Consider the following 26306-nt stretch of genomic DNA (forward strand, 5'->3'; position numbering starts at 1 on the left):
TGCTGCCGCTGATTTGAGTATTTGTACAGCTTAATTCAAAGTCTGCTGTAACTCACTCTGCGCTTGTTCCAAAGCCTGTGGTAATTTACTGTCGTCGCGGCCGCCGGCTTGGGCGAGGTTTGGTCTACCGCCGCCGCCACCGCCGCAGATTTTTGCGATCGCACCGACAAATTTTCCAGCTTGTAATCCTTTCTTGTTTACCTCTGGACTGAAGGCTGCAACTATGCTGACTTTACCAGCTTCGGGAACGGAACCGAGTACCACTGCACCATTACCGATTTTTTGTAGTAAGCGTTCCGCCGCAGTTTTCAAAGATTCGGGGTCAACGCCTTCGAGTTGGGCAACAATAATTTTATGGTCGCCTACGGTTTGGGCTGTGTCTAGCAAGCTGTCAGATTTGGCGATCGCTAGTTGTCCTTTTAGCGTTTCTAGTTGCTTCTCAGCGTTTCTCAGTTCAGTTTGTAGTGTTGTGATTCTGTCTGGTAGTTCTTCCGGTTTAACCTTAAAGCGATCGCTTAAATCTTTGACGACTTTATCCCGCACATTTAAGTAATCTAAAATCGCTGGGCCGGAAACCGCTTCAATCCGCCGCACTCCAGACGCAACACCAGCCTCAGAGATAATCTTAAATACGCCAATCTCCGCAGTATTACTTACGTGCGTACCTCCGCACAGTTCCATCGACACGCTAGGAAAATCGATGACGCGGACTTCATCTCCGTATTTTTCCCCAAACATCGCCACCGCACCTCTAGCTTTTGCTTCGGCTAAGGGTAAGATTTCGATTTTGGCGGAATGTGCCTCGGAAATCCAAGTGTTTACCTGTTCTTCAACTTGCTGGACTTCCTCAGCTGTTAAAGCGCGGGGACAGTTGAAGTCAAAGCGCAATCTGTCGAAGGAAACGAGAGAACCCGCTTGGGAAATTCCCTCATCAACGATTTTCTTTAACGCCGCTTGGAGTAAGTGGGTGGCGGTGTGGTTTGCTTGGGCGCGACGGCGACAAGCAGCATCAATTTGGGCGGTGACTGTATCGCCTACTCGCAGTGTTCCCCGTTCGATGCGGCCGAAGTGGACAAAGAAATCAGATTCTTTCTTCACATCTTCCACGCGCACCACAATACCATCGCCAGAGATATAACCGCGATCGCCTATTTGTCCACCAGATTCTGCATAAAATGGGGTTTGGTTGAGGACGATTTGTACTTCTGTTCCGGCTTCGGCTGCTTCTTCGGCGACACCATTAACTAGTAATACTTCTACTTTCGCTGTCGTCGCAGCTTGGGTATAACCTAAAAATTCCGTGGCGTGGATATGTTCTGCAAGTTTGTCCAGGGAACCTTGTACAGTTAAATCGATAGTTTCGTGGGCGGCTTTAGCACGTTCCACTTGCTTTTGCATTTCGGTGTTAAATCCGGCTTCATCAACGGTGAGGTTGTTTTCCTCCGCGATTTCTTGGGTGAGTTCTAGGGGGAAGCCGTAGGTATCATACAGGGTGAAGGCGCTTTCACCACTAATTTGGGTTTGTCCTTGCTGTTTGACTTGTTGGATAATATCTTCGAGAAGCTTTTCGCCTCTATCAAGAGTTTTGAGGAAATTCGATTCTTCCCTTTCTAATTCCGCTTTGATAGCTGCTTCCCGTTGGCGGACATTGGGATAAGCAGATTCTGAAAGAGCGATCGCAGTTTCCGCCACTTGGTTGATAAAATTCCCAGAAATGCCAAGTAATCGGCCATGACGCACCACCCGCCGAATTAATCGCCGCAACACATAACCCCTTCCCACATTAGAAGCGCGAATTTCATCAGCAATCATGTGAACTACAGCGCGTACATGATCGCCAATGACTTTTAAAGAGACTTTGATTTTCTCATCGCTTGTATGATAATCAATGCCAGCAATTTGGGCAGCGGTTTTAATAATCGGGAAAATCAAATCTGTTTCGTAGTTATTCGGTACTTGTTGGAGAATTTGCGCCATTCTCTCCAAACCCATACCAGTATCGATATTCTTATTTTGCAGTGGTGTTAAATTCCCGGCTGCATCGCGGTTGTACTGCATAAATACCAAGTTATAAAACTCGATAAACCGCGTGTCATCTTCTAAATCAATATTATCTTCGCCGCGTTCTGGGTGGAAGTCGTAATAAATTTCCGAACAAGGGCCGCAAGGGCCAGTGGGGCCAGAAGCCCAAAAGTTATCATCTGCACCCATGCGTTTAATTCTGGCTTCAGATACACCAATTTTGTCGCGCCAGATATTATATGCTTCGTCATCTTCTTCAAAGACGCTGACGACGAGGTTTTGGGGAGAGAAGCCAAAAACTTGTGTGGAAATTTCCCAACCCCAGGCGATCGCTTGTTCTTTAAAATAATCACCAAAGCTGAAGTTACCCAACATCTCAAAAAACGTGTGATGGCGTTTGGTGCGTCCGACGTTTTCGATATCGTTGGTACGAATACACTTTTGTGATGTGGTTGCTCTTTTAAATTCAGATGTGCGCTGTCCCAGGAATATCGGCTTAAATGGTAACATCCCCGCGATTGTCAGCAGCACGGTTGGATCTTCTGGTACGAGGGAAGCACTGGGCAGAATTTGGTGTTCCCGTTGGGCGTAGAAGTCAAGAAATAAGGTGCGAATTTCGTTACCGCTGCGGTACTGGGGATTAGAAGACATGGATAGAAAACAAAAAAGAATGATTAGGGACTAGGGACTAGGAACTAGTTATTGGAGAAATAAATCAGTACTTTTGAGCTAGACACTGATGCAAATAGAAATTATAAACATCATTCTAGCCCCTAACCTCTAGCCTTATTTTTGCATTTTGTTTTCGGTTACTGCTAGTAATTTTTACTTAGAGAGATATTTATCCAGCGATCGCCTATGCCTATATACGTAATCTTACTACCCCACTTTAGCTAGATGTATGCGATCCCAATGCAGAAATAAAATTTTATTTATAAAACAAATATTAAAGTTTCTCAAAAGAGGCAAATAATGGCACTAAAACTAAAAGTTCCCAACATTACTTGTGAAGGATGTGCTGAAAAAATTACCGAATCTATCCATGTAATGGAACCTGATGCTCTGGTAGATGTTAATGTGCAAGATAAAACTGTCACCGTAGAATCTGCTGCTTCGGAAGAGTCAATCAAACAGGTGATTGTTGCATCTGGTTACAACATTGAAGGTTATTAATTCCTTCATAAAGGGTTTATAAGATTTTTAGATTAGTTGGTGCTGAATCTACAGCATAGTGCAATATTTGTAGGGGCTGAAGGTCATTTGCCCCTACAGAATTTAGTATCAGGATATGCTCAATATATAGATTTGAGAACTACTTGATTCACTTGCAGTCTACCGACAAAATTACATCTCTCGTAAATTCACTTATTCAACAGATAAAACTATCTAAAAAGTCTAGTTAAAATCCTCTAACAACTCAGTTTGATTGAGGTGGTAATCCTTACCCAGTTGAAACTACATAGCATTCTTCCTATTTATAAAGCATCTCGGTTTTTACGGACAAGGGCAAAATTTTATATTTTTTTAAATATTTAATTTGTATACATAAAATAAAGCGAACCCGAACAAAAAGTCTGCTATTTGATTGTGTTCACACTTGTAAATAACTAACACCTGGAAACTACAGTGATTCTATTAAAAACAAATATAATTTCCGTATTTACACTGTTTTAAAAAAAAAAGGGTAAAGACGGACAGTAATTATCATAACTGTAAAGTTCAGTAGTTGTATTCAGGGTCATGTATTAAGATGATATTAAAATTATCCGATTATAGTTAATTTGAGGCTATGACTATCAAGTATAGGGAAATATATCGATAATAAAAATACTGGTAATTTCTCTATTGTAAAAATTAGTAGGAATTTTTATCTCGAAATAAGGCAGATACAAAAAAATGAATGTTTCAATTCTGGTCTTTGGAAGTGAGAAATTCGTCGCCAAACTTCCCGATCAGATACTGGATACAACCGCTTTTACTTTAGAAGTGATAGCTGATTTTCATCAGGCAATTTCTCAACTAGAAAATGAACCACCTGATGTCATATTTATACAGGCAAGTTTGGATAAAAGTATAGAACTATGCGGTTGGATAAAAAATCAGACCCAGCTATCTTGGTTGTATTGTATTCTTTTCGAGGATCGTTCCTATCAGTTAGCTACCAAAAGTGAGCAGGATTTGTGTTGGGAATGGGAAATGACTGCTACTGCACTTAGGCAAGGTGCAGATGCTTATATTTGGCAAGTAACAGATGAGATAATTGCTCAGAATCCAGTCAGTTTAGCTGCCCATCATCAGGTAATACTAGCTCAAGTCAATGTTGGTTTACGGAAAGCCCAAAAATACCGTGAACTGATGCGGACAAATGATTTATTATCTGCGATCGCTTTAGCAGATTCACTCACAGAAATTAGTAATCGTCGGGCGATGGAATGGGATTTACCTCGACAAGTCAAAAAAGCCCGGACTCAAGGTAATCCTTTGAGTTTGATTATTCTAGATATCGATTATTTCAAAAAAGTTAACGATACTTATGGGCATTTAGTAGGCGATCGCCTTTTACAATTATTAGCCGCTCGCCTACGGCACAACCTACGCTCTAAAGATACACCATTCCGTTACGGTGGCGAGGAATTTGTAATTGTGCTGACTAACACCACTGGCGAAGAAGCTGTCATCGTTGCCGAACGCTTAAATCGCATTGTTGCAGAACAACCATTTGCTATGAGCAAAGAACTAACTATCCCAATCACAATTAGTCTAGGTGTTGCTAGTTTGCAAGCAGATGATGATGATAAAGGTTATAGCTTGCTTCATCGTGCTGATCAATGCTTATTAAATGCCAAAGCTTTAGGACGAAACCGAGTTGTGAGTTGGGAATATTCTGATTTCTCTAATCTGAGAGTTATGTCTTCTTAAAGAGGCAGGAGGAAAAGTCTTACTATTCCAGGCATTTAAGTTTTCAAATTGTCCTCACATATCTGACTACCGCTATATTTCATCCCCTTTACTCAGCACTCAGCACTTTCAAAGCAGTGGCGATCGCATCTAAAGCAGAATCCGCAAAATAAACATTATCTCCAGATAATTTCTGAAAGAAATTTCTGCTGTTTGTGTCGTCAATTAACAAAATAACAGGCTTATGTGCTTTCAACGCTAAGGCAATTTCGGAAGCAGTTCCTGCACCCATACCGCAAGCAATTACCACATGACTAGAAAGAACGTTGATGTTATTCCGTGCATTTCCTATGTCTGTGAAAATTGCAATATCCACCGCAGCCGAAATGCCATCTGGTTGACTACCAGGAAGAATACCTAGAGTTAACCCATTAGCGGACTTTGCACCCTGATTTGCGGCCTCCATCACGCCAACATTTCGTCCACCAGTCAACAAAATCCATCCTTGTTGGGCAATGAGTTTACCTAATTCATAAGCATTGTGTAAATCATTGTTTGTCGCCGTTTCTCCCGGCCCCATTACCCCAATCACAATTTTCCGCATTCAGCCTTACCATTTTTCAGCCCAATAAACAATTTCTGAGGCTGTACTATCAATAGCTACGCCGTAACTATCACCGTGATTCCATTTAAATCCCGGAGTACCTTTATCTTTCGCATTCAACACTAAAATTTCATAAGAAGGCGGAAAAGATTCTCTCTCAGCATCACCAGTGTAGAAAAAGGTAGTGGGAACACCATTAGGAAGGTTAGAGTGGACATTGGTATCGCCACCTAAGTATTTATGCTTGGCTAGTTTTCTGTATTTTGCTAATAATTGTTGAATTTGGGCGGGAGATTGTTTTTGTCGCACTTGGAAAAAAGTACTAGCTTGGGCAACCCCTGGAGAATAGGCAATTCGCACATCTGGGGAATCGACGGAAATTGTGCGGGGAAAATGCTGAATTTCGGCGGGACTTGCCCATAGTTGATTGCGGATTTCACTGTAACGGTCTGCATTAGTAATAATGCTTGATTCAGTAGTACTACTGAAAGCCCTCCGGATTAAAAAACTCCCGCCCACAATCCCTAAACTACCAAGGGAAAGGAAAACTATCATGGCGGCTTTAGCAAGGTGCGATCGCTGCATTGCGTTGGGTGCTGCTAAACTTTATCTGCATATACCCAACAAATAAACTATATTCGTAAGATTGCGGAGCTAATATTTATAATATTGATGAAATCTTTGTGTAATCAGGGAAAATACGGCAACTTCATAAAATTCTTGTAAATCAAATGAGGCTGAAATCCCCGACTTCTTCTAAATAAAAGGTCAAAAGTTAAAAGTCAAAAATTATCTAGCTTTTTAATTTTGGCTTCCTTGTAGGGGTGTAGGTGTTCAAAAGCTTGACACCCCTACACCCTCACACCCCTACACCCATTGTTATTAAAGAAGTCGGGTATCTGAGTAAGATTAAAGCCAGCCAACAATCATTCCTGCCAGTAAAATAAAGCCAATCCACACATTCTGCCGAAACATTTGGGCGTAAGCCGCATTTGGTAAGTCTTGTTGTTTCAATCGCCAATATTGCCAACCCCAACCGATACTCGCCAAGGCGAGAGTTATCCAAAAAGCGAGGTGTAGATGAATCTCAATCCCCAACCAACCTAATAACAAGATTGTGCCAGCAAAGAAAATACCGATCGCATCTGGGGCGTAATTACCAAAAAACAAAGCACTAGAATTAATACCTATGCGTCGGTCATCTTCGCGATCGCTCATAGCATACACAGTATCAAATCCCAACGTCCAAAGTATAGTTGCGCCCCAAAGTAACCAAGTTGGTTGAGAAAGATTTTGCGTAACAGCACTCCAACTAATCAACACCGCAAAACCCCAAGCAATCGATAGTACCAATTGCGGCACCGGAAAAACGCGCTTTGCCCCTGGATACAGGAGAATTACGGGGACTGCGGCAACCGAAAGCCAAAAACTCAAGGGATTCAAATAAAATGCCAACATCGCCGCACATCCCAGGGCGACAATTGCCACGGCAATGCCAACTTTAATTGATAAAGCACGAGAAGCTAAAGGGCGATCGCGTGTTCTTTCCACTTCTGGATCAATATCTTTATCCCACAAGTCATTAACTACACACCCAGCCGCACTTGTGGCCAGAGTACCCAAAACAATCACTCCCACTAAAGGTAAAGGCGGTTGACCAGCCGCCGCCAAAACCACAGCCCACAAGGCCGGAATCATCAAAATTAACCGTCCTTCTGGTTTATGCCACCGTAAAAGCCGGATAATCACAGACCACACAGGTTCTTGGTTGCTTTCTGGCGTACTCAACATAGAAATTCAGCAGAAATTACTAAAATTTGCTCAGTTAATACTTCTTTACATCTATAGAATAACTTTATTTGTTATTTGTAAAAACACAACCTAAATTTGCAACGATGGATACATAATTCACCGTCACTTAAGTTGTAAATGGCAGGGTAAATCTACCAAGCTCAGGTAGCGTCTCGATACCATCAGTCTGAGAAGGCATCTGTAGCACCCAGTTTCAAAGTCCATAATCCCGCAATCCCATCTTTTATCGTCCTTCCTAAATAGAGAGAGAAAACTAGATGCTAAATTTAGTTTCCGCTGTCTGGGAGAGTATGAAAACTCAACCAGTTCAGCAACAACGGATTATTGCTGCCATTGATTTGGGAACAAATTCTCTGCACATGGTAGTGGTAAAAATCGACCCAACCCTACCAGCTTTTAGTATTTTTACCAGAGAAAAAGAGACGGTGAGATTGGGCGATCGCAATTTAGTTACTGGCGAGTTAAAACCAGAAGTCATGGATAGGGCGATCGCCACTTTAAGACGCTTCCAAGCAGTTGCAAAAACTTTTAATGCCGAAACCATCATTGCTGTAGCTACCAGTGCAGTGCGGGAAGCCCCCAACGGTAGAGATTTTCTCCAAAGAATCGACAGCGAGTTGGGTTTAAGTGTTGACTTGATTTCTGGTCAAGAAGAAGCACGCCGCATCTATTTAGGAGTGCTGTCGGGGATGGAATTTAACAACCAGCCCCACATCATTATTGATATTGGCGGTGGTTCCACAGAAATTATTTTGGGAGATAGTCAAGAACCGCGTATACTCACCAGTACCAAAGTTGGTGCTGTCCGGCTGACAGGGGAATTTATCACTACCGACCCCATCAGCAATAGCGAGTTGCGATATCTGCAAGCGTATGTCAGGGGAATGCTAGAACGTTCTGTAGACGATGTTTTAGCTAATATTCAGTTTGGCGAATCGCCCAGATTAGTGGGAACATCCGGCACAATTGAAACTTTAGCCATGATTGATGCTAGGGAAAAGTTAGGTACAATCCCTTCCACCCTGAATGGCTATCAATTGAGTCTTCAGGATTTGCGCGGCTGGGTGAATCGCTTGGCAACAATGACCAATGTGGAAAGAACAGCCATTCCAGGAATGCCAGAAAAACGGTCAGAAGTGATTTTGGCAGGTGCGGTAGTTCTGCAAGAAGCAATGACCTTGTTGGGTGTAGATGCGGTTACGCTATGCGGGCGGGCGTTGCGCGAAGGCGTAATTGTCGATTGGATGCTGACTCACGGTTTAATCGAAGACCGCTTGCGTTACCAAAGTTCCATTCGCCAGCGCAGTGTATTGAAACAGGTTAGCAAATACCACATCAATATTGAACATAGCGATCGCGTGGCTGTTTTTGCCTTGAGTTTATTTGACCAAACTCAAGGCATTCTCCACAACTGGGGAGATGAGGAACGTCAACTTTTATGGGCAGCAGCCATCTTACACAATTGCGGTCATCATATCAGCCATTCATCTCACCACAAACACTCATACTATCTAATTCGCAATGGTGAATTATTAGGCTATACCGAAACCGAAATCGAAATTATTGCCAACTTAGCCCGTTATCATCGCAAATCCCCACCCAAGAAAAAGCACGAAAATTTCCGCAATTTGTTGAGTAAAAATCATCGACAAATAGTCTGTCAATTAAGTGCAATTCTCCGATTAGCTGTTGCTTTAGATAGACGACAAATTGGGGCAATATCTCAGGTAAAATTTAGTTATTATCCTGATTTACATCAGGTTAGTCTGTCAATCTTCCCCGCAAATCCTGATGATGATTGCTCCTTAGAAATGTGGAGTTTAGATTACAAAAAAAGGCGTATTTGAAGCAGAGTTTGGGGTGCAATTAGTTGCGACTTTGGAAACTACAAAATTCGCAGTTAACTAGAAAACAGTAAAGCTTAAATGGGAGTATCCACTATTGGAAGAAACACCAAGCGATTGGAAATCGCGGTTCATCTTGCACACAAACAAAGTCCGCCTATGCGGACTATCTTGAAACCCGCGCAGGCGGTGAGGGGGTCGCAGTCTTGGCGGTTCCCGTCGATTGCGACCCCCCGAACCCGAAGGGGTTTAGTTTGTATAGTCCCAGACTTCAGTCTGTTCGCGTAGCGTGCGCCTTAGCGCAGGGCTACGTGCTGAAAGTGGATGCACCCGCTTAAATTGTAGGGTGCGTTACAGCTAATCTTGATTCTCCCAAAATCCCAAATCTTTCCATAGCCATAACACACCCTACTCAATACTGTAATCCTGTTCTCTATAACGGCAAAATTACCGTAAATGTAGAGCCTTTTCCCAATTGAGAATCTACCTTGATTTCACCATGTAATAATTGAATTAACCGAGATACAATTGCCAATCCCAAACCTGTACCATGAGAATCTGATGTTTTTTGTTCACTGACGACACGAAAATACGGCTGGAAAATTTTACTTTGAGCGTCCAAAGCAATACCTAATCCAGTATCAGTAATAGATATAGCCCAAGTTTGTTCAGATTCCTGGTAACATTGCAAACTCACACTTCCAGATTCTGTATAGCGAATGGCGTTGCTGAGTAAATTCGTTAGAATTTGCTGAACCCGCAACGGATCTGTAGTAACTTGATTGGGAGCGCGTTCGCAATCCACAATTAAAGATAATTCTTTGTTACGTGCTAAAGGTTCAATAATCTCAACAACTGAGTTAATTAACTCACGCATATCAATGACAGTCGGCTGTAAAATCATTCTGCCAGCATCATAACGAGAGATTTCCAGAGTATCGTTAATTAACCGCAGAATCAGTCTCCCGCTTTTCATCACTCGCTCGATACTTTCGAGATTAGAATAGGAATCTTTGAGTTCGGGATTTTGACGCTGCTGACGCAGAAATAAGTCGGCGTAACCAATAATGGAAGTTAACGGTGTTTTAAGTTCATGCGCTAACTGCGACAGACTATCTTTACTAGCGCGAACCAAGCGAGTGAGTTCTTGGTTAGTCAAACGTAACTGACTTTGGAGTTGTTCTAACTCTTGTAGCCTTCCGTGAGTATAACTGTTAAAGCAACGAGCGATCGCTTCATCAATCACTGTATCAATCAGGCGCACAGCCCGCAACAGTTCCACAGAAGATGCTTTTAATAAATCTTCTTCCAGAAAAGAGAAAATGATAAACCGCAATAAACGATACTCTCGCGCGATTTCTGCTGGTTCAAATCCTTGTTCAGCACGCAGCAAGCCATGTTCTAAACTTGCATCAACTACTGTTTGTAAATCGCTTTTTTCCGATTCTGAAAGTACTGTGGCTAACGCTTTTAAAACTCTAGGTAAACTATCACGTACAGCTTTAAAAGTTAGCTCCTTAGTCGCTTCAATTTGTTCATCTTGATAAACTGCTTCTACCCATTGCTCAACAATCGCATCACTTTTATTAATCAGAGTTTGGCTAAAATCCATCATTTATTTAAGGATAGTCAGCATCTTCAACAAGAAGTAGCTTAGTGCGTTTTTAATATTCTTCGCACCTTACAAAAGATGGAATTTAGGTAAAAATATCTGTCTTTTGTTAGAGTTTGACAAGACAACATCGTAGTCTTAACAGCAATATCCCCGACTTATTTAATAATTCAGGGATCTGAAACACACAATTTTTATCCAATTTAATTCAATTAGAGTTCAGACAAACTTGCTCATTTTCCAATGCTTTCAGAATTTTGAAATATAAATTCTCAACTCGTTGTATCTGCATTTCACCAATAGAAGCAAAATTAGTTAAACTAGGAGAACCATTAATTTCGATAATTACATAATTGTTCATTGGCTGAGTTATATCATCAGTAATCACATCTAAACCAGACAATCTTAAACCCATATCTTTTGTAGCGTTTACCGCTAACTTTTTAAAGTCAGGATGGATATTTTCTGTCATATCTACTCCCTGACCGCCACTTGATAAATTAGCATTATCTAACAAATAAACAACCTGATTTTCGGGGATGACACTATCTAACTTCAGCTTTTGTCGTTTTAATTTGCGCTTGATGCGGAAATCATCAGCATCTACATTATTTTTTCTGCCATTCGCAGTCAATTCTGCTGATTTTTTTTGCATTAGTTCTACAATAGTAGACTTGCCGTCACCAACAATACACAAAGGAATTCTTTGATAAACTGCGAGGACTTCATCGTCTATGACGACAATTCTGTAATCGTTACCAGAATAAAATCTCTCGACTATAAATCCGGGAGTGATGCGGAGGATTTTTTTCGCAACTTGATAGTATTCAGTTTTATTATATACTTTGGTAACAAATCTGCCTTGACTGAGATTAATCGGCTTCACAATTACGGGCAAACCTAATTCTTGAGCATAATCAAATCCAGCATCTATATTTCTTTCACTGCCTATTTTTTCACATATTTTTTTTGCTAAAAAAAAGTTTGTCCTTCGGTAACTTTATATCCAAAGTGTTTTAAAAAAAAAGTTTGAATATGCTTTATCTTTAGCTATCTCGGCAGAACCAAAACCATTGATATTTAATTTACTATGACTAAAACAAGCTTTATTGCCGTTTTTAAATGTAATATGCCCAACAAAAGCATATTCTGGGTCTACTACAACTACTGCTCCTATTTGGGAAGCAATTTTTTGAATTATCGATGTTAATAATGGCATTTTCTGTATACAGAAGTATTAATTCGCAGAAATTTTAACGAATTACTAAACAGTTGGTCAAGCTAATTAAAATCAGGCACTTTTTCGGATTTTTATCTCAGCAATTAAAAATATTGCTCAATAAATTTAATAATATTTGATAAAAATTAATATTATTTTTTCAGATATAAATAGCCTTTGAGGAGGTAATTTTGGATACGGAATTTCAAAAATGTATATATTAAAACATTAAGAAATTTTTCCGGTTGGTATTAAATGTGCGTGTAGAAGTAAGTAACTCTCGTGGAGATGCCACACTTGTTAATATTCAAATTTTGGATTGGTTTTGACCTTCGTTAGTTGCTAATGAAGGCTTTGAGAGCGATCGCAAGTTTAATTAACAAGATAAGTTCTTGTAAAATAATCCGCGAAATCTTGACAATCCAAAAATAATAGAATAACAAGGTGGCAGCAACTTGAAAAAAGGCGTTAGTGCATCCCCGCCAAGAGAAGTCAGTAACGCCTCCACTGAAAATTACACACGGATATTTTAAATCATGCCACAAAATACTGAATACAAAGCTAATCAGAACGAAAATCACGCGATCGCCTACAAAGAGCGCCTAAATTCTTGGGCAATTGCCCGTTTACAACCCGATGCCCAAAGAGAAATTGTCGCTCGCTTTCGCAGTCGTTCTGATGCCGATGGTTATATGCAGCGCCTACGTCAAATGATTCCTGATGCTTCTTTTATGGTTGTATTTGATTGTCAACGTGAAGAAGTTGTAGCCTAAAGTGTCAAGTCGTTATTTAATTACACAAACGAAGGAATAAGGGTGCGATTACCATTGTTATTACGGTGCGTTACATCCTAATTAACGCACCAGTATTAAATTATGTATAAATGGGAATGAAAAATCGAGAGTTGGGAATAGGGAATATTTTCCCTATTCCCTAGCCCCTAATGTAAGACTTTTGCCAGTGCTTCTATGAGGCGGTCAACATTTTCTTTACGGCTATTAAAACCCATCAGTCCAACGCGCCAAACTTTACCAGCAAGTTCACCCAGTCCACCGCCAACTTCAATTCCGTGTTCTGTTAATAGCTGTCTAGCAATGGCTTTACCGTCCACACCTTCAGGAATACAGACTGTAGTTAAAGTTGGTAAACGATATTCCCGTTCAACGTGACAACTGAGTCCAATTTCTTCTAGTCTCTCCCAGAGATATTCCACATTCTTTTGATGACGTTGCCAACAGTTAGCTAATCCTTCCTCAGCAACTAACCGCAAAGCTTCCCGTAGAGCATAATACAAATTAATGGGGGCTGTATGATGATAAACACGTTCACTACCCCAATACTTACTCAGCAAAGTCATATCTAAATACCAGTTTGCCACCTTCGTGCTGCGGCGCTGCAATTTTTCCCAAGCACGAGGACTCATGGTAAAAGGTGAAGCCCCAGGCGGACAGCCCAAGCCTTTTTGGCTACAGCTATAAGCTAAATCAACTCCCCACTCATCTAAAAATATCGGCACACCACCAAGGCTGGTGACAGTATCTATCAATAACAGTGTGCCGAATTCCCGACACAGTTCACCAACACCGTCTAAAGGTTGACGCGCACCTGTAGAAGTTTCGGCGTGAACCAAAGCCAAAATTGTCGGGCGATGGGTTTCTATGGCTGTGCGGAGTTCTTCTAAAGAAAAAACTTGCCCCCAAGGTTTAGTAATAGTGCGAACATCAGCACCATATCGCCCTGCCATATCGACTAAGCGATTTCCGAAATATCCAGCTACACCAATTAACACTACATCACCGGGTTCTACAGCATTGGCGATAGTTGCTTCCATTGCCGCCGAACCAGTACCACTCACCGCGATAGTGTGAGGATTTTCGGTTTGCCAAACATAGCGGAGTAAAGACTGAATTTCATCCATCAGCCCTAAGAAATCTGGGTCAAGATGCCCTAGCGGTGTGGTATTCATTGCCTGGAGAACTGTAGGATGGGCATTGGAAGGGCCAGGGCCTAATAGCAGCTTGGAGGGGATTTCCAGGGGTTTGAGTGGTAATCGCTGACTATCGTTAATGGAGATGGTTTGCGACATAATTCCTTTTTGTCTAGACAGTACTTACCGCATCATAGAGCGATCGCATCACCCTTGTATCCTCTAGAATTAATCCCTCATTTGCCGGAAGCCAGAATTGTGTCCAAGTCTTACAGTCAATCCTAGGCAGCGTTACCAAATTGTCATGAAGCGAGAACGTTCCAGTTTAAAACCCCTAGAAGGGGCAAATCGCCAATGGCGACGCAGATTAAATCTTAAGGGAGAGATAGCCTTGGTAACTGTACCAACGGTGATTGTACTGGCGGTAATGGCTTTAGTAGAAGCCCTGACTCAGCAGCGTTTATTATTTGCGTCTCTTGCTTCTAGCGCATTTTTGATTTATCTCGATCCCCAGCATGGAACAAACTCGGTGCGAACCCTGATTCTTTCACAGATGATGGCTGCCAGCATTGGCTTTATCACCTATTTGTTATTTGGTGGGGGATATTTATCGGGCGGGACAGCAATGATCATTGCGATCGCATTTATGATTTTCTTTGATGCAATGCACCCTCCGGCTGTTGCTACTTCCTTAAGTTTTGCTTTAAAAGCTGGCAATGTCAGCAATTTAGTGCTGTTTGCTTTGGCAATTGGAATTACTGTTGTGTTGGTAGGATTAGAACGTTATACCTTATGGGTGTTAGCACATTATCATCATGATTGAATCAGAATTCAGAATAAAAAAAATACCCTATACCTAGCTTGTAAGTTATTTACTTAAAACATACTGTAAATATGTGACAGTAATCTCTCTATCAGGCAACAGAACTATGATATTTGCAGGTAAACGTCCCAATAACTTGGGTGTAAATAATGGCAGATTAGCGGCTTGTCCTAATTCGCCTAATTGTGTTTCTAGCCAAAGTACAGATGCAATTCACCAAATTGCCCCCCTAACTTTTAATACTAGCCCCGAACAAGCGATCGCTAATCTCAAAAGCGTAATTCAATCCTTACCCAGAACCACAATTATTACTGAAACTCAAGACTATTTATATGCTGAGTTTAAAAGTGCTTTGATGGGATTTGTGGATGATGTCGAGTTTTATCTAGACCGAGAGGCGAATATTTTTCATGTCCGTTCAGCTTCTCGTTTAGGACAAAGTGATTTAGGTGTTAACCGTAAACGCATAGAAACCATTCGTGCCGAACTCCAAGCATTATAGTTTGAGGCTAGGCACAGGAGATTGTAATTTTTTGTAAACTAAAAAGATTGAAAATCTAGACTATCTTCGTGAATCAAATTACCCCTAGCTTTTTTAAGAAGTTGGGGGTTTTAAACGTGAAATTACTTATGAAGTGCATCTTCATCAAAAAACCGTATAAACGCGAATCTCGAAATTAATTAACTTAGCAAATAATAGTTGCAATACAACTTGATGTGTTGTAGTCACAACCTAAATATTATGAGGAAATAATATGTTAAAAACTGGTTTGAAAAAAGGCTTATTAACAGCGATCGCAGTTGTTTCGATATTACCAGTAATTACCTCAACTGCTGAGGCTGGTTCTGCCAGAAATGTATTTGGGGCAATTTCTTATTCTCCTTCGACTGGAACTTACACATCAGGAATTGCGAAAACCAAGCAAGCCGCAATTAACGCATCCTTGAATAACTGTCGCCGTCAAAGTGGTGCTAAAGATTGTACAACACCATTGTGGTTTAAAAATGCTTGGGGAGCCTTAGCTGTAGGTTCCGATGGTAGTTATGGTACAGGTTGGGGAACCAACCAATCTCTCGCCGAAAGATTTGCTGTAGAAACCTGTGAAAAATACGGTGGTCAAGATTGTCAGGTTGTTTTTGTTAGACAAGCTAGATAAATCAAAATTCAGCCATCCTTTCAGATACCCGACTTATTTGATAAGTCGGGTATCTTATTGTTTACACAATAAATTTCAACTGCTACATTCCGATTTATTTTTTGATATTTCCAGCAATTACTTTACTCCGGAGATGTCCATTTTTTGCAAATTTCTGTTGGAGAATTTGCCGATAAACTTCTTCATAGCCATCTGTCATTCGTTGAAAACTAAAGTTATTTTCGACATGCTGACGACAAGCATATCTATCTAACTCTGCCACTTTATTAATTGCCCTTACGCATTCTGTCACATTATTACAGAGAAAACCTGTTTCACCGTGGGCAATGACCTCAGTTGTCGAACCTAATTTCATCGCAATTACTGGCGTACCTGCGGCCATTGATTCCACCATGACTAAACCAAAAGGTTCGCGCCAAGTAATTGGGAATAAAGTAGCAAAAGCACCTCCCATCAAAGCATTTTTTTGTTGATGATTCGCTTCACCTAAATATTCAATTTGTTCACCATCAATTAAAGGTTTAATTTCTCTTTCAAAGTACTCGACATCCACAACATCTACCTTACCAGCCATTTTTAATCGCCAACCCGATTGTTTAGCGATTGCAATTGCTAAATGTGTCCCTTTTTCTGGCGATATTCGACCTAAAAATGCTAAATAAGGTGGTTCTTCTGGTTCGGGATAAAATTTGTAACTACTAACATCAATACCGTTGTAAACTGTGCTTGTATAGTTCAAACCTAGTGAACTTTCCCGTTGAGCATCAGAAATACTCACAAAAGGTTGACGTTTCGCGTGTTGAAACATCTTTTGATTATCAGGTGTGAAAATCCCGTGTAATGTATGAACTGATGGGGTATTGACAAGTTTTGCATAAGGTAATGCTGCACAACCCATGTGAGAGTGAATAATATCAAACTCATCTGCTCGTTCGTAGACAGAAGCTAACTGCAACATTTCATAAATGTTATATTCTTTAACATCCTTATCAAGTCGTAAAGCACGAGGATGCACTGATTCTAGCTTGGCTAAACTGATAGAATCACCAGACGCAAATAAAGTAACTTCATGCCCGCGTCGTACTAATTCATCGGTCAGTAACCCCACCACTAACTCGATACCCCCATAAGCTGGAGGTGGTACTCTCTCCCATAGTGGGGCAACTTGAGCTATTCTCATCACAAACCTCCTAAAAAATAATTTTGAGTTAATAGAGTCTGCTGTTTAATTCGTAGTTATGTTATTTAACTAGCAATGAGTTTTGAGTGAGAATAACTCACTAAAGTTCTAACTCAGCATTTTTTTCTAGCACTATCAACTCAGTTTCAAAAGCAATTTTATAAATAAGTGCATTAAAATATTAGACTTTAACTTCTTGAGAAGTTGTCTATCTTTGTAGAGAAATGTAATTATCCTTTAGAGGTAAGTTGTTAAGCAGATAAAAAGGTATATTGAGGCTGCAAGGGGGCAGGAGGCAAGGAGTAAGGGAGAAGATTTATAGCTTTTCCTACCATGAAAATTATGCAATTTAAATGACGATTAGCTCAAATACAGAGAATTGATTCAGTTGTTGTAGTGTGGATATCTCCTAAATCATCCTTACACCCCAATTTTTTGACTTTTGGGTTAAATCGAATACACTAGGAGATTATAGAAAATCACTAAACTCTGAAGATGAATATTTCGCCCACACAAAAAAAACCGCGTGTCGTATGGCAGGCGGTTTTGTCAGTAATCATGTATATTTTTATGTACTTGCCTATACTAGTACTAGGTTTTTATAGTTTCAATCAGTCACCGTATAGTGCCACTTGGCAAGGATTTACCCTGGATTGGTATCGGAAACTGTTCAGTGACGATCGCATTTTATCAGCGTTGAACAATAGTTTGATCGTTGCCTTTTGTGCGGTGGGAATTTCCGCCGTGTTGGGAACGTTGATGGCGGTAGGGTTAGCGCGGTATAAATTCCCTGGGAAGAGCTTGTATCGTGGTGTAGCTTACTTACCCTTAATTATTCCTGATATTGCGATCGCTGTTGCCACTCTTGTATTTCTCGCCGCCTTTGCTATTCCTTTGAGTTTATGGACAATTGTCGCCGCACATATTGTCTTTTGTTTAGCTTATGTCGGCTTAGTTGTGGGTTCACGGCTGAATAATTTAGACCCCCACTTAGAAGAAGCCGCGTTAGATTTAGGCGCTACACCAGTACAAGCATTTATTAAAGTTTTAGTACCACAATTAATGCCAGGAATTATCGCTGGTTGCTTGCTGGCTTTTGTGCTGAGTTTAGATGATTTCTTGATTGCTAGTTTTACGGCTGGTAGTGGTTATAACACTTTACCAATGGAAATTTTTAGTCGGATTAGAACTGGTGTAAAACCTGATATAAATGCCCTCAGTATGTTGCTAATTACGGTCTCAGCTATTGTTGCTTTTATAGCTGAATTTATGCGGATTTTGGGAGAAAGGAAGTAGTTACTGTACAAGCAGATACCCAATTTTATTTCAAAATTTGGGTATAGCAAAATGTATCCAAAGTTAACTTTAAAAATCAAATGGAATATATCAATTATTACAAAATATCTGCGAGATAAATTTGTACTCACATCCATTATTAAATACCCTTGACAATCGCAATATTGCCGTCTTATCATTCCTCTTGGAATGGGAATTAGTGCTATCATTCATTCTCAAAATTCAAGAGTACCCAACACAGAGTGACAAATAAATAAATTATGCTCATTTGTATTTTTTAGTGCTGGTATATATGCAGATGAGAATAGTTAATATTTATTTGTCTAGAAATCGGTTTTCAATTCGATAATATTGGGGCTAACTTTGGACAAGATGCTACCTCCTCCTCGTTATGCAAATCTGCCAAAATCCCAATTGTTCAAATCCATTTAATGCTGACGGCAATAGATTTTGCATAAGTTGTGGACAAAGCAGTTTTGGTAAACTGCTGAGAAACCGTTACCGTGTCATTAGACTATTAGGCGAAGGCGGATTTAGCAAAACTTACGCAGCCGAAGATGCAGATAGACTGGATGCACCTTGCGTCATTAAACAGTTCTTTCCGCAAATTCAAGGAACCGGACAACGTACTAAAGCCGCAGAATTCTTCAAAGAAGAGGCATTTCGGCTGTATGAACTAGGAGAAAATCATAGCCAAATTCCGAGATTATTGGCTTACTTTGCTCAAGGTTCTAGTTTGTATTTAGTCCAAGAATTTATCCAAGGTAGAACACTCGTAGAAGAAGTTAAAGAACAGCCGTTTAACGAAGAAAAAATCCGGCAGATTTTAACTGATTTATTGCCAGTATTAGACTTTATTCATAATTGTAATGTTGTCCATCGGGATATCAAACCCGAAAACATTATTCGCCGTGACAACGATGGCAAATTAGTATTAATTGATTTTGGTGGTGCCAAACAAGTTACACAAACCAGTATAGCCAGACAAGCCACAGTCATTTATACAATGGGTTATGCCCCAAGTGAACAGATGGCTGGTTTTGCTTGTCCTGCTAGTGATTTATATGCTTTGGGTGTAACTTGTGTGCGGTTACTAACTCAATGTTTACCCATACAAGATGTTTACGGGCAGATTAAAGATCCTTTATATGATGCCATGAATGGTCAGTGGTTATGGCAGGAATATATAGACGCACAAGGTATTTTTATTAGCGAGGATTTAAGGAAAATTCTCAATAAATTATTGCAACATTTAGCGAGTGACAGATATCAATCAGCCACAGAAGTTCTCAATGATTTAAAATCTGCCAAAACAGTAATTATTGAACCACAAGTCACTCAACCAACATTACTCAAATTACCAACAGAACCAAAAATAATTCGACCATTACCGCCATTACAAACCTGTGAATTTGATGTAGTCACAATAGATACAGGCGGTAGAGAAGTTAATCGCGATCGCGCCACAGCCGAATTTTTTGTGGAAGAATTAAGTAAAGGCATCACCTTAGAAATGGTCGCCATTGCCGGTGGGACATATCTCATGGGTTCACCCAACTTTGAAGGCGATGCTGACGAACGTCCCCAACATCGAGTTGCGATCGCACCCTTTTTTATGGGTAAATATCCTATAACCCAAGCCCAGTGGCGTGCTGTTGCAGGCTTACCCAAAGTCAAACAAACCCTAAACCCCTACCCTTCTAAATTTAAAGGACTATATCGCCCAGTCGAAAACGTTTCTTGGCACGAAGCTGTAGAATTTTGCCTTAGACTCTCACAAAAAACCGGACGGGAATACCGCCTCCCCAGTGAAGCCGAATGGGAATACGCTTGTCGCGCCGGCACCACCACATCATTTCACTTTGGCGAAACAATTACCACAGAATTAGTCAACTACAGCGACAGCGATACCTACATCATGGAAACCAAAACCAGATATCGCAAAGAAACCACCGATGTCGGTAGTTTTCAAGTAGCTAACGCCTTTGGATTGTACGATATGCACGGGTTAGTGTGGGAATGGTGCGCTGACCCTTGGCACAACAACTACCAAGGCGCACCCGCAGATGGAAGAGTTTGGGAAGATGGGGGTGATAGCCATCGGCGGGTGTTGCGTGGTGGTTCTTGGAACTTCGGCGCAGAACTGTGTCGTAGCGCCAGTCGTAGCTGGAATGAATCAGACGGCGGTTTAAGAATTTGCGGTTTTCGCGTCGTCTTGTCTTTAGGATAGGAGTGTTACAAACAGGGATAAGGCAGAAGGCAGGAGTGAAGAGGGTTTAGGGCAACTTTACTTTTAGTTACATACTTTGTTTTTTTACATCTTTCTACTTATATTACTTAACTCAACAAAAAACAAAAAATTGATTTTGGAGGGGGTTTGGGGGACGCAACCGTCCCACAATCGGGAGCTTGGGGAGCCACTGCGTTGGGCGGCTTTGCCGACTCCCTCAGTGGCGTGGAGAATCCCCCAAATCTTGCTCATTGTCTGATAAAGCAGAAAAATTTACAACAGCCTCTCTTCCTTGTCTCTTAAAAATCAAAGGCTCAAGTATTACTACTTAAGCCTTGATTAAATTAGTTAACTAAGATGACTAAATCATCCCGAAACTATCAGTTTTTAATAGCGGTTACGGTAGCCGCCACCACCACCGCGATTACCACCAAAGGAACCACGGTCTTCTTTTGGTCTAGCTTTATTAACTTTGAGGTCACGACCCATCCATTCAGCACCATCAAGTGCTTCAATAGCGGCTGTTTCTTCAGCGTCGCTACCCATCTCTACAAAAGCAAAACCACGTAGACGACCTGTTTCACGGTCGGTAGGGATTTGAATCCGCTTTACAGAACCATATTCTGCAAAAACACTATTCAAAGCATCTTGTGTAACTTCATAAGAGAGGTTACCTACGTAAATTGACATAATTTAAATCCGAAATCGCAAGTTTGCAGAGATATTAGATTTCGGGGAGAAGTCTGTAAATACCAAAAGGAAAAGCCCATCAATACTAAAAACAAACGCTATCGCCGAATTAATTCTCACACCTCATCATGACACAAGATGTAAATTTTGGGGAAGAAAAGAGAAAAATTGTTATAAAAAGATACATAAACAGGCGATCGCTCCACATTTTGGACTTAAGTGCAAGTGTAACAACTTGTAAAATCCACTAGATTCTCCATTCGACTGGAGAGTTTAGGATGAATGTAACGAGTAGGACACAAATAGTTCCTTTGAATAACAAAGAGGAACAGCTATGTTAAGTAAACCAACAATTTATGGACTAGTAGGTATACTCGCAGGTAGTACGATTACTGCTTTATCTTTTACCTACGCTACCAGAGCCGCACAACAGCGTCTACAATCGCCTCCTTGTGCTACAACCAGCACTATGCTACATAAGATGGCAGGAACACACCAAGTAGATCAGCACTTCATTGAAATGATGATTCCCCACCATCAAGGTGCAGTTGAGATGGCGGATATAGCTTTGCAAAAATCTCAACGGCCAGAAATTAAACAGCTGGCTACGGCAATTAAAGCTGACCAGACCAAAGAAATTGACCAAATGAAAGCTTGGTACAAACAATGGTATGGCGCGGAAGTTCCTGCGACTCCAAGCACGGAGATGGGAATTCATCATGGTACAGGCCACAAAATGCCGGAAATGTCCATGCACTCAGGAATGATGGGTATGGGGATGAATTTAGAGACATTAAAAAATGCCTCTGATTTTGATCAGGAATTTATTCGCCAGATGATTCCTCACCATGAATCAGCAGTCATGATGGCAAAAATGGTAGCCAATAATGCCACACATCCCGAAATTAGGAAGTTAGCTGAAGCAATCATTAAGTCTCAAACTGCTGAAATTCAACAGATGCAGCAATGGTATCAAGCTTGGTCTAAGTAGTTTTATCATTTAAAATTCTAAATCTATGACACTGACACTCACCGTTCCCAACATGGCTTGTTCTGCTTGTGCTAACAATATCACCAATGCCGTGAAAACAGTTGATGCTGATGCGATCGTACAAGCCGATCCCTCAACTAAGCTTGTTAGTGTGGAAACTCAAGCTTCTGAGGAAAAAATCAAAGATGCTTTAGCCAATGCTGGCTATCCCCCAGCTTAAGTATTAGCTAAACTTACCTCTGTTGAGCCTGGGTGTAAAGGTTTTGAACACCTACACCCTTACACCCCTATCACCTATCACCTGCTATCTCATCATACTTAGCGCGGACTGCCTGGATATCTTGCCACATCAGCCATTTTGGGCTGCCTTTTTCTTTCGATGGGTTACGCAACAAGTAGGAAGGGTGAAAAATTGGCATACATAAACGGCCTTCCCATTCTATCCACTGGCCGCGAATTTTGGTGATTCCTTGTTTTTCGCCTGTTAATCCTTTTACGGCCGTTGCACCTGTTAACAAAATAATTTGGGGATCAACTAAGCGAATTTGTTCTAATAAATATGGGATGCAAGCTGCCATTTCATTAGGGGTCGGAACCCGATTATTCGGTGGTCTGCATTTATTAATGTTACCAATGTAGACATCTTGCTCAGTACTCAAATTCACCGAAGCCAATATTTTCTCTAGCAGCTGGCCAGACCGACCAACAAATGGTAAGCCTGTTTCGTCTTCGCTTTGGCCTGGTGCTTCTCCCACAATCATGATTGGTGCGTTGAGATTACCTCGCCCTACGACAGCATGGGTGCGCGTTTGTCCTAATTCGCAACGTTGGCACTGGTTACAGTGCTGTGCTAACTCGGTCATGTTGGTGTAGGTTCCCGCCGGAATGGGAATTTTGGCATCTGTAGGAATCTGGTCTTTTTGATTGATGTTAGATTCTCCAAAGAGACTCAGTTGAATGTCGCTGCTCATGAAACTACGCTTGTTGGTTTAAGCACCTAGATGATGTTGATTGCAGAATACTGAAATTGGCGTGAGTTCCATTGTAGCAGCGAATTTAAGCCAAAGAACCATTCCCTATTGCTGATATTGCATGGCTTTGGCGTAATCACCCAAGGCATAGCAAGCAACTTTGAGGCTGGCAAGGGCTTGTTCTTCAATGCGGCGGTCTTTGATACTTCTGGCTAAGAGTAAGCGTTGTTCATAATATTGGATGGCTTGGCTATAATCGCCCAAAGCTTCACAAGTTACGCCTAAACTGCCTAGAGATTGTTCTTCACTGCGTTTGTCTTTTAATTCTCTGGCTAGTTGGAGACGTTCTTGATAATAAGTCATAGCTTTGCCGTAGTCATTGGTAGCATAACAAGCATTCCCTAAATTTTTGAGTACTTGAATGGCACTGCGGGGGTTGTTGAGAATGCGTGCAACTTTGACACATTGTTCATAGTAGGCGATCGCTTTGGGATAATTGTCTAGAGCATACCAAGCGTTACCCAAATTTTTCAGGACTTGTTCTATACCCCAGTTATCTTGGAGTTCCTGCACCAGTTTTAAGCTTTGCTCTTGATACTCGATCGCCCGTGGTAAGTTACCTGCTGCTTTGTAAACCAATCCTAAATTATTTAAGGCCGCAACTTGACTGCGCTTGTCTTGTAAGCTGCGGGTAATTTTTAAACACTCTTCTAAATATTTAATTGCTTTGTCATACTCATTTAAGTGACGATAAGCATTACCTAAATGGGAAAATGCTTGCATTTGTACTGATGGGTCTGGTGTCTCTTTTTTTTAACGCTAGACACTGCTTGGCATAAATAATAGTACTTTTATAATCTCCAGAAGCGTAGGTGACTACTGCTAAAAAGCATAGTGCCTGTTCTTGTTGTTGGATATCTCCAACAGCCTCAAATAACGCCAATGATTGTTGCAAGGACTTCAAAGCCGCGATGAGTTCTCCCGCTTGTTGCTGTTGTATACCTTGGCGCAATAGTTCTGCTGCTTCCCATAACTGAGTGTTGTTGTCTTCCGCCAACATTGCTTCTGGTGAATTTTGGTCAAATTCATGGGTAATGGTATTGCGCTTGATTGGCGTAAGGCGGGTTGTAGGCGCTGGCGCAGGAGAGGTACTGTTCAAGTTGTTTTTCCATTGACCGTCTGACATTGACCAATTCCCGTTAAATCAACTGGTAGATCAAGTGTTCCCAAAATCAATGCTTATCTCTCATGGAAAACGATTACTTTAGTATTGTTGGTTGAATACTAGGGTTGATGATGGAAAGAGTTTTGGAACCAGAGGTCATGGACACTTGGGAAGAAGCCATTGACTATGATGCGATGGATTTTACTGGGGTTAACACAGCTTTTGCGGAGGAAGCGATCGCTCTGGGTACAACAGAACCATGTTTAGTACTAGATGCGGGGACTGGCCCTGGTCGTATCCCGGTTCTCATCGCTCAAATGCGTCCCCAATGGCAGTTGATTGCGATTGATTTAGCTCAAAATATGCTAAAAATTGCCACGCAGCATGTTCAACAAGCTGGCTTACAGTCGCAAATTTCCTTGGAATTGGTGGATGCGAAACAGTTACCCTATGCAGATGAAATGTTTGATTTGGTGATTTCTAATAGCTTGGTTCACCATTTACCTGATCCTCTGCCATTTTTCCAAGAAATCAAGCGAGTTAGTAAACCCAGCAGTGGTTTGCTGATTCGTGATTTATTACGTCCAGCCGACGAAGAGACAATGAATGCTTTAGTATCCAGCATTGGCCATGACTATGATCCGCTTCAGCAAAAGTTATTTCGAGATTCTCTCCACGCTGCACTTACACTAGATGAGGTGAATCAATTGGTTGCTAGTGTCGGGTTAGCTGGAGTGAAAGTTTATCAATCAAGCGATCGCCATTGGACAATTGCACGCCATTGTAATTTATCTGTTTAAATTAAGTCAGCAAACTTTAATTTCTACTACCCAAAATTATCGGTTCATGGGGATTTTTGTATTCCAAACTAATTCAAATTCTGCCTTAGTAATCCCAAATTCTCGAATATCTTCTTCTTGAATTGGTTTATCACATAACATTCCGTAATTGTCTGCGAAGTGGCTACTATCATAAAATAAGACGTTGCCATTTTCATAGACTTCTATTTGTCTCACAGGATATAGATCATTACCAATTTCGAGAAAGTAAGTACTAGTACCCCAAGCATCATATTCTCCTCCCAGAGTTTCATCCCAAAACCATTTGCAATATTGCTTGACCTTGGTTTTTGATAAGAGCATATTTTTGCCTCCTTAATATTGCCTCCTTCCACACTCTGTTATTTTTAACTTAAAGTTACAAAAACTATGTTTTTGTAATTATTAAGTAAACATCTATTAATAAATTCACATTTATGACTGAAATGATAATATATACAGCAATCATAAATGATTGATAAACATCTCTCTCCCTTATCTTTGTTGTTTACATATCAACTAGGACTGCTATACAAGACTGAAAATTCTCAGTAGCCCGTTTATTTTATCGTAACACTTCCCGGTTTGGTGCCATCTTCTGCGCGTAGGATATCACGTACTTCCATTAAAATAATCCCTAACATATTTTTGCCACTACCATCAGCACCACAACCCCAATAATAATCAATGGGAGAATTTTCTACTATTTCGTCATCACCTGTACTGAGTAAGATTTCCCGAATATCTGCATGAGTTTCAAACTTACACAGTACTGCTTTTTTCATAATACCGTCTTTGACTTGCTCCCAATCGGGACGCAAAGGACGGTTTCTTTCTCTACCCATTTTTGCGGCTTCTTTAGGAGTTTTTACTAAGCGAATTTGTTCTAAATGAAATGTCCCAACAAACTTTTGTGCTTGAAAATAATGTTCGCTAGTATACCAGTATAAATCATCCAAAACAAATCCATGAGCAGAAAAGTTGGAAAAGCAGCCATATTGTTCGCGGGTGCTATAAAAATAGATAGTCATCGAATAACCCTGCACT

The 26306-nt window shown here is 40.9% G+C and carries 22 protein-coding genes and 3 pseudogenes; 12 read left to right on the forward strand and 13 right to left on the reverse strand.

All coding sequences use genetic code 11. The features are described from left to right. Positions 1 to 30: 30 nt before the first annotated feature. On the reverse strand, positions 31 to 2673 hold the full coding sequence (gene alaS / locus ACX27_RS27845; protein ID WP_062297316.1) for an alanine--tRNA ligase: 2643 nt from the start codon (positions 2671 to 2673) through the stop codon (positions 31 to 33). 321 nt (positions 2674 to 2994) lie between these two features. On the opposite strand from alaS, the gene ACX27_RS27850 reads away from it, so the two are divergent. Next, complete coding sequence (locus tag ACX27_RS27850; RefSeq protein WP_062297318.1) at positions 2995 to 3195, forward strand: heavy-metal-associated domain-containing protein; 201 nt, start codon at positions 2995 to 2997, stop codon at positions 3193 to 3195. A gap of 723 nt (positions 3196 to 3918) precedes the next feature. After that, complete coding sequence (locus ACX27_RS27855; RefSeq protein WP_062297320.1) at positions 3919 to 4941, forward strand: diguanylate cyclase; 1023 nt, start codon at positions 3919 to 3921, stop codon at positions 4939 to 4941. Positions 4942 to 5029: 88 nt separating this feature from the next. Here the strand turns inward: ACX27_RS27855 and ACX27_RS27860 are convergent, their stop codons facing one another. The 3 genes from ACX27_RS27860 to ACX27_RS27870 form a co-directional block, all read right to left on the reverse strand. Then, positions 5030 to 5524, reverse strand: a complete 495-nt coding sequence (locus ACX27_RS27860; RefSeq protein WP_062297322.1) for a TIGR00725 family protein — start codon at positions 5522 to 5524, stop codon at positions 5030 to 5032. A gap of 6 nt (positions 5525 to 5530) precedes the next feature. Beyond that, positions 5531 to 6109 carry a hypothetical protein gene (locus ACX27_RS27865; protein WP_062297324.1) on the reverse strand — a complete coding sequence of 193 codons (579 nt, stop codon included), beginning with the start codon at positions 6107 to 6109 and terminating at the stop codon, positions 5531 to 5533. A 324-nt stretch (positions 6110 to 6433) separates the two neighbouring features. Continuing rightward, positions 6434 to 7315: a 4-hydroxybenzoate solanesyltransferase gene (locus ACX27_RS27870; RefSeq protein WP_062297326.1), complete on the reverse strand. Its 882-nt coding sequence runs from the start codon at positions 7313 to 7315 to the stop codon at positions 6434 to 6436. Between the two features lie 278 nt (positions 7316 to 7593). Between ACX27_RS27870 and ACX27_RS27875 the strand changes: the two are divergent. Further along, positions 7594 to 9244 (forward strand): annotated as a pseudogene (locus tag ACX27_RS27875) (Ppx/GppA phosphatase family protein). Positions 9245 to 9613: 369 nt separating this feature from the next. Here the strand turns inward: ACX27_RS27875 and ACX27_RS27880 are convergent. Both ACX27_RS27880 and ACX27_RS27885 read right to left on the reverse strand, forming a co-directional pair. Next, on the reverse strand, positions 9614 to 10792 hold the full coding sequence (locus tag ACX27_RS27880) for a sensor histidine kinase (protein ID WP_062297328.1): 1179 nt from the start codon (positions 10790 to 10792) through the stop codon (positions 9614 to 9616). A 208-nt stretch (positions 10793 to 11000) separates the two neighbouring features. Next, positions 11001 to 12011, reverse strand: a pseudogene (locus tag ACX27_RS27885) (cyanophycin synthetase). Between the two features lie 536 nt (positions 12012 to 12547). On the opposite strand from ACX27_RS27885, the gene ACX27_RS27890 reads away from it, so the two are divergent. Continuing rightward, the gene (locus ACX27_RS27890; RefSeq protein WP_062297330.1) at positions 12548 to 12784 is read left to right on the forward strand and encodes a hypothetical protein; all 237 of its coding nucleotides are present in this window, start codon (positions 12548 to 12550) and stop codon (positions 12782 to 12784) included. A gap of 167 nt (positions 12785 to 12951) precedes the next feature. On the opposite strand, the gene ACX27_RS27895 is transcribed toward ACX27_RS27890, so the two are convergent. Continuing rightward, complete coding sequence (locus tag ACX27_RS27895; RefSeq protein ID WP_062297333.1) at positions 12952 to 14097, reverse strand: alanine--glyoxylate aminotransferase family protein; 1146 nt, start codon at positions 14095 to 14097, stop codon at positions 12952 to 12954. A 145-nt stretch (positions 14098 to 14242) separates the two neighbouring features. Between ACX27_RS27895 and ACX27_RS27900 the strand changes: the two genes are divergently transcribed. From ACX27_RS27900 to ACX27_RS27910, 3 genes are all read left to right on the forward strand, one after another. Continuing rightward, the gene (locus tag ACX27_RS27900; protein ID WP_062297336.1) at positions 14243 to 14761 is read left to right on the forward strand and encodes an HPP family protein; all 519 of its coding nucleotides are present in this window, start codon (positions 14243 to 14245) and stop codon (positions 14759 to 14761) included. 106 nt (positions 14762 to 14867) lie between these two features. After that, the gene (locus ACX27_RS27905; RefSeq protein ID WP_062297338.1) at positions 14868 to 15263 is read left to right on the forward strand and encodes a DUF1499 domain-containing protein; all 396 of its coding nucleotides are present in this window, start codon (positions 14868 to 14870) and stop codon (positions 15261 to 15263) included. A 253-nt stretch (positions 15264 to 15516) separates the two neighbouring features. Then, positions 15517 to 15918: a DUF4189 domain-containing protein gene (locus ACX27_RS27910; protein ID WP_062297340.1), complete on the forward strand. Its 402-nt coding sequence runs from the start codon at positions 15517 to 15519 to the stop codon at positions 15916 to 15918. Between the two features lie 94 nt (positions 15919 to 16012). Here the strand turns inward: ACX27_RS27910 and ACX27_RS27915 are convergent, their stop codons facing one another. Next, positions 16013 to 17098, reverse strand: coding sequence for a glycosyltransferase family 4 protein (locus tag ACX27_RS27915; protein ID WP_062297341.1), 1086 nt, complete (start codon positions 17096 to 17098; stop codon positions 16013 to 16015). 570 nt (positions 17099 to 17668) lie between these two features. On the opposite strand from ACX27_RS27915, the gene ACX27_RS27920 reads away from it, so the two are divergent. Beyond that, positions 17669 to 18394, forward strand: coding sequence for an ABC transporter permease (locus ACX27_RS27920; protein WP_235526400.1), 726 nt, complete (start codon positions 17669 to 17671; stop codon positions 18392 to 18394). A gap of 391 nt (positions 18395 to 18785) precedes the next feature. Then, a complete protein-coding gene (locus tag ACX27_RS27925) occupies positions 18786 to 20624 on the forward strand; it encodes a bifunctional serine/threonine-protein kinase/formylglycine-generating enzyme family protein (RefSeq protein ID WP_200929878.1) in 1839 nt (612 codons plus the stop codon). Positions 20625 to 21011: 387 nt separating this feature from the next. Here ACX27_RS27925 and ACX27_RS27930 read toward each other — a convergent pair whose 3' ends face one another. Beyond that, the gene (locus ACX27_RS27930) at positions 21012 to 21314 is read right to left on the reverse strand and encodes an RNA recognition motif domain-containing protein (protein ID WP_062297343.1); all 303 of its coding nucleotides are present in this window, start codon (positions 21312 to 21314) and stop codon (positions 21012 to 21014) included. A gap of 334 nt (positions 21315 to 21648) precedes the next feature. Here ACX27_RS27930 and ACX27_RS27935 point away from each other — a divergent pair, with 334 nt between their 5' ends. Further along, entirely contained in the window at positions 21649 to 22305 is a 657-nt protein-coding gene (locus ACX27_RS27935) for a DUF305 domain-containing protein (protein ID WP_062297344.1), read from the forward strand. A gap of 25 nt (positions 22306 to 22330) precedes the next feature. Next, on the forward strand, positions 22331 to 22525 hold the full coding sequence (locus ACX27_RS27940; protein WP_062297345.1) for a heavy-metal-associated domain-containing protein: 195 nt from the start codon (positions 22331 to 22333) through the stop codon (positions 22523 to 22525). A 70-nt stretch (positions 22526 to 22595) separates the two neighbouring features. Here the strand turns inward: ACX27_RS27940 and ACX27_RS27945 are convergent, their stop codons facing one another. Together ACX27_RS27945 and ACX27_RS27950 are read right to left on the reverse strand one after the other, a co-directional pair. Continuing rightward, positions 22596 to 23276 (reverse strand): uracil-DNA glycosylase, encoded by a 681-nt coding sequence (locus ACX27_RS27945; protein WP_062297347.1) that lies wholly within the window; start codon positions 23274 to 23276, stop codon positions 22596 to 22598. 105 nt (positions 23277 to 23381) lie between these two features. After that, a pseudogene (locus ACX27_RS27950) lies at positions 23382 to 24462 on the reverse strand (tetratricopeptide repeat protein). 110 nt (positions 24463 to 24572) lie between these two features. Between ACX27_RS27950 and ACX27_RS27955 the strand changes: the two are divergent. Further along, positions 24573 to 25241, forward strand: a complete 669-nt coding sequence (locus tag ACX27_RS27955) for a class I SAM-dependent methyltransferase (RefSeq protein ID WP_062297350.1) — start codon at positions 24573 to 24575, stop codon at positions 25239 to 25241. Positions 25242 to 25277: 36 nt separating this feature from the next. Here the strand turns inward: ACX27_RS27955 and ACX27_RS27960 are convergent, their stop codons facing one another. Both ACX27_RS27960 and ACX27_RS27965 read right to left on the reverse strand, forming a co-directional pair. Next, a complete protein-coding gene (locus ACX27_RS27960) occupies positions 25278 to 25583 on the reverse strand; it encodes a hypothetical protein (RefSeq protein ID WP_062297352.1) in 306 nt (101 codons plus the stop codon). 236 nt (positions 25584 to 25819) lie between these two features. Further along, positions 25820 to 26290, reverse strand: a complete 471-nt coding sequence (locus ACX27_RS27965; protein ID WP_062297354.1) for an NADAR family protein — start codon at positions 26288 to 26290, stop codon at positions 25820 to 25822. Positions 26291 to 26306: the final 16 nt, after the last annotated feature.

The organism is Nostoc piscinale CENA21 (assembly GCF_001298445.1).
In the GTDB taxonomy this organism is placed as follows: domain Bacteria; phylum Cyanobacteriota; class Cyanobacteriia; order Cyanobacteriales; family Nostocaceae; genus Nostoc_B; species Nostoc_B piscinale_A.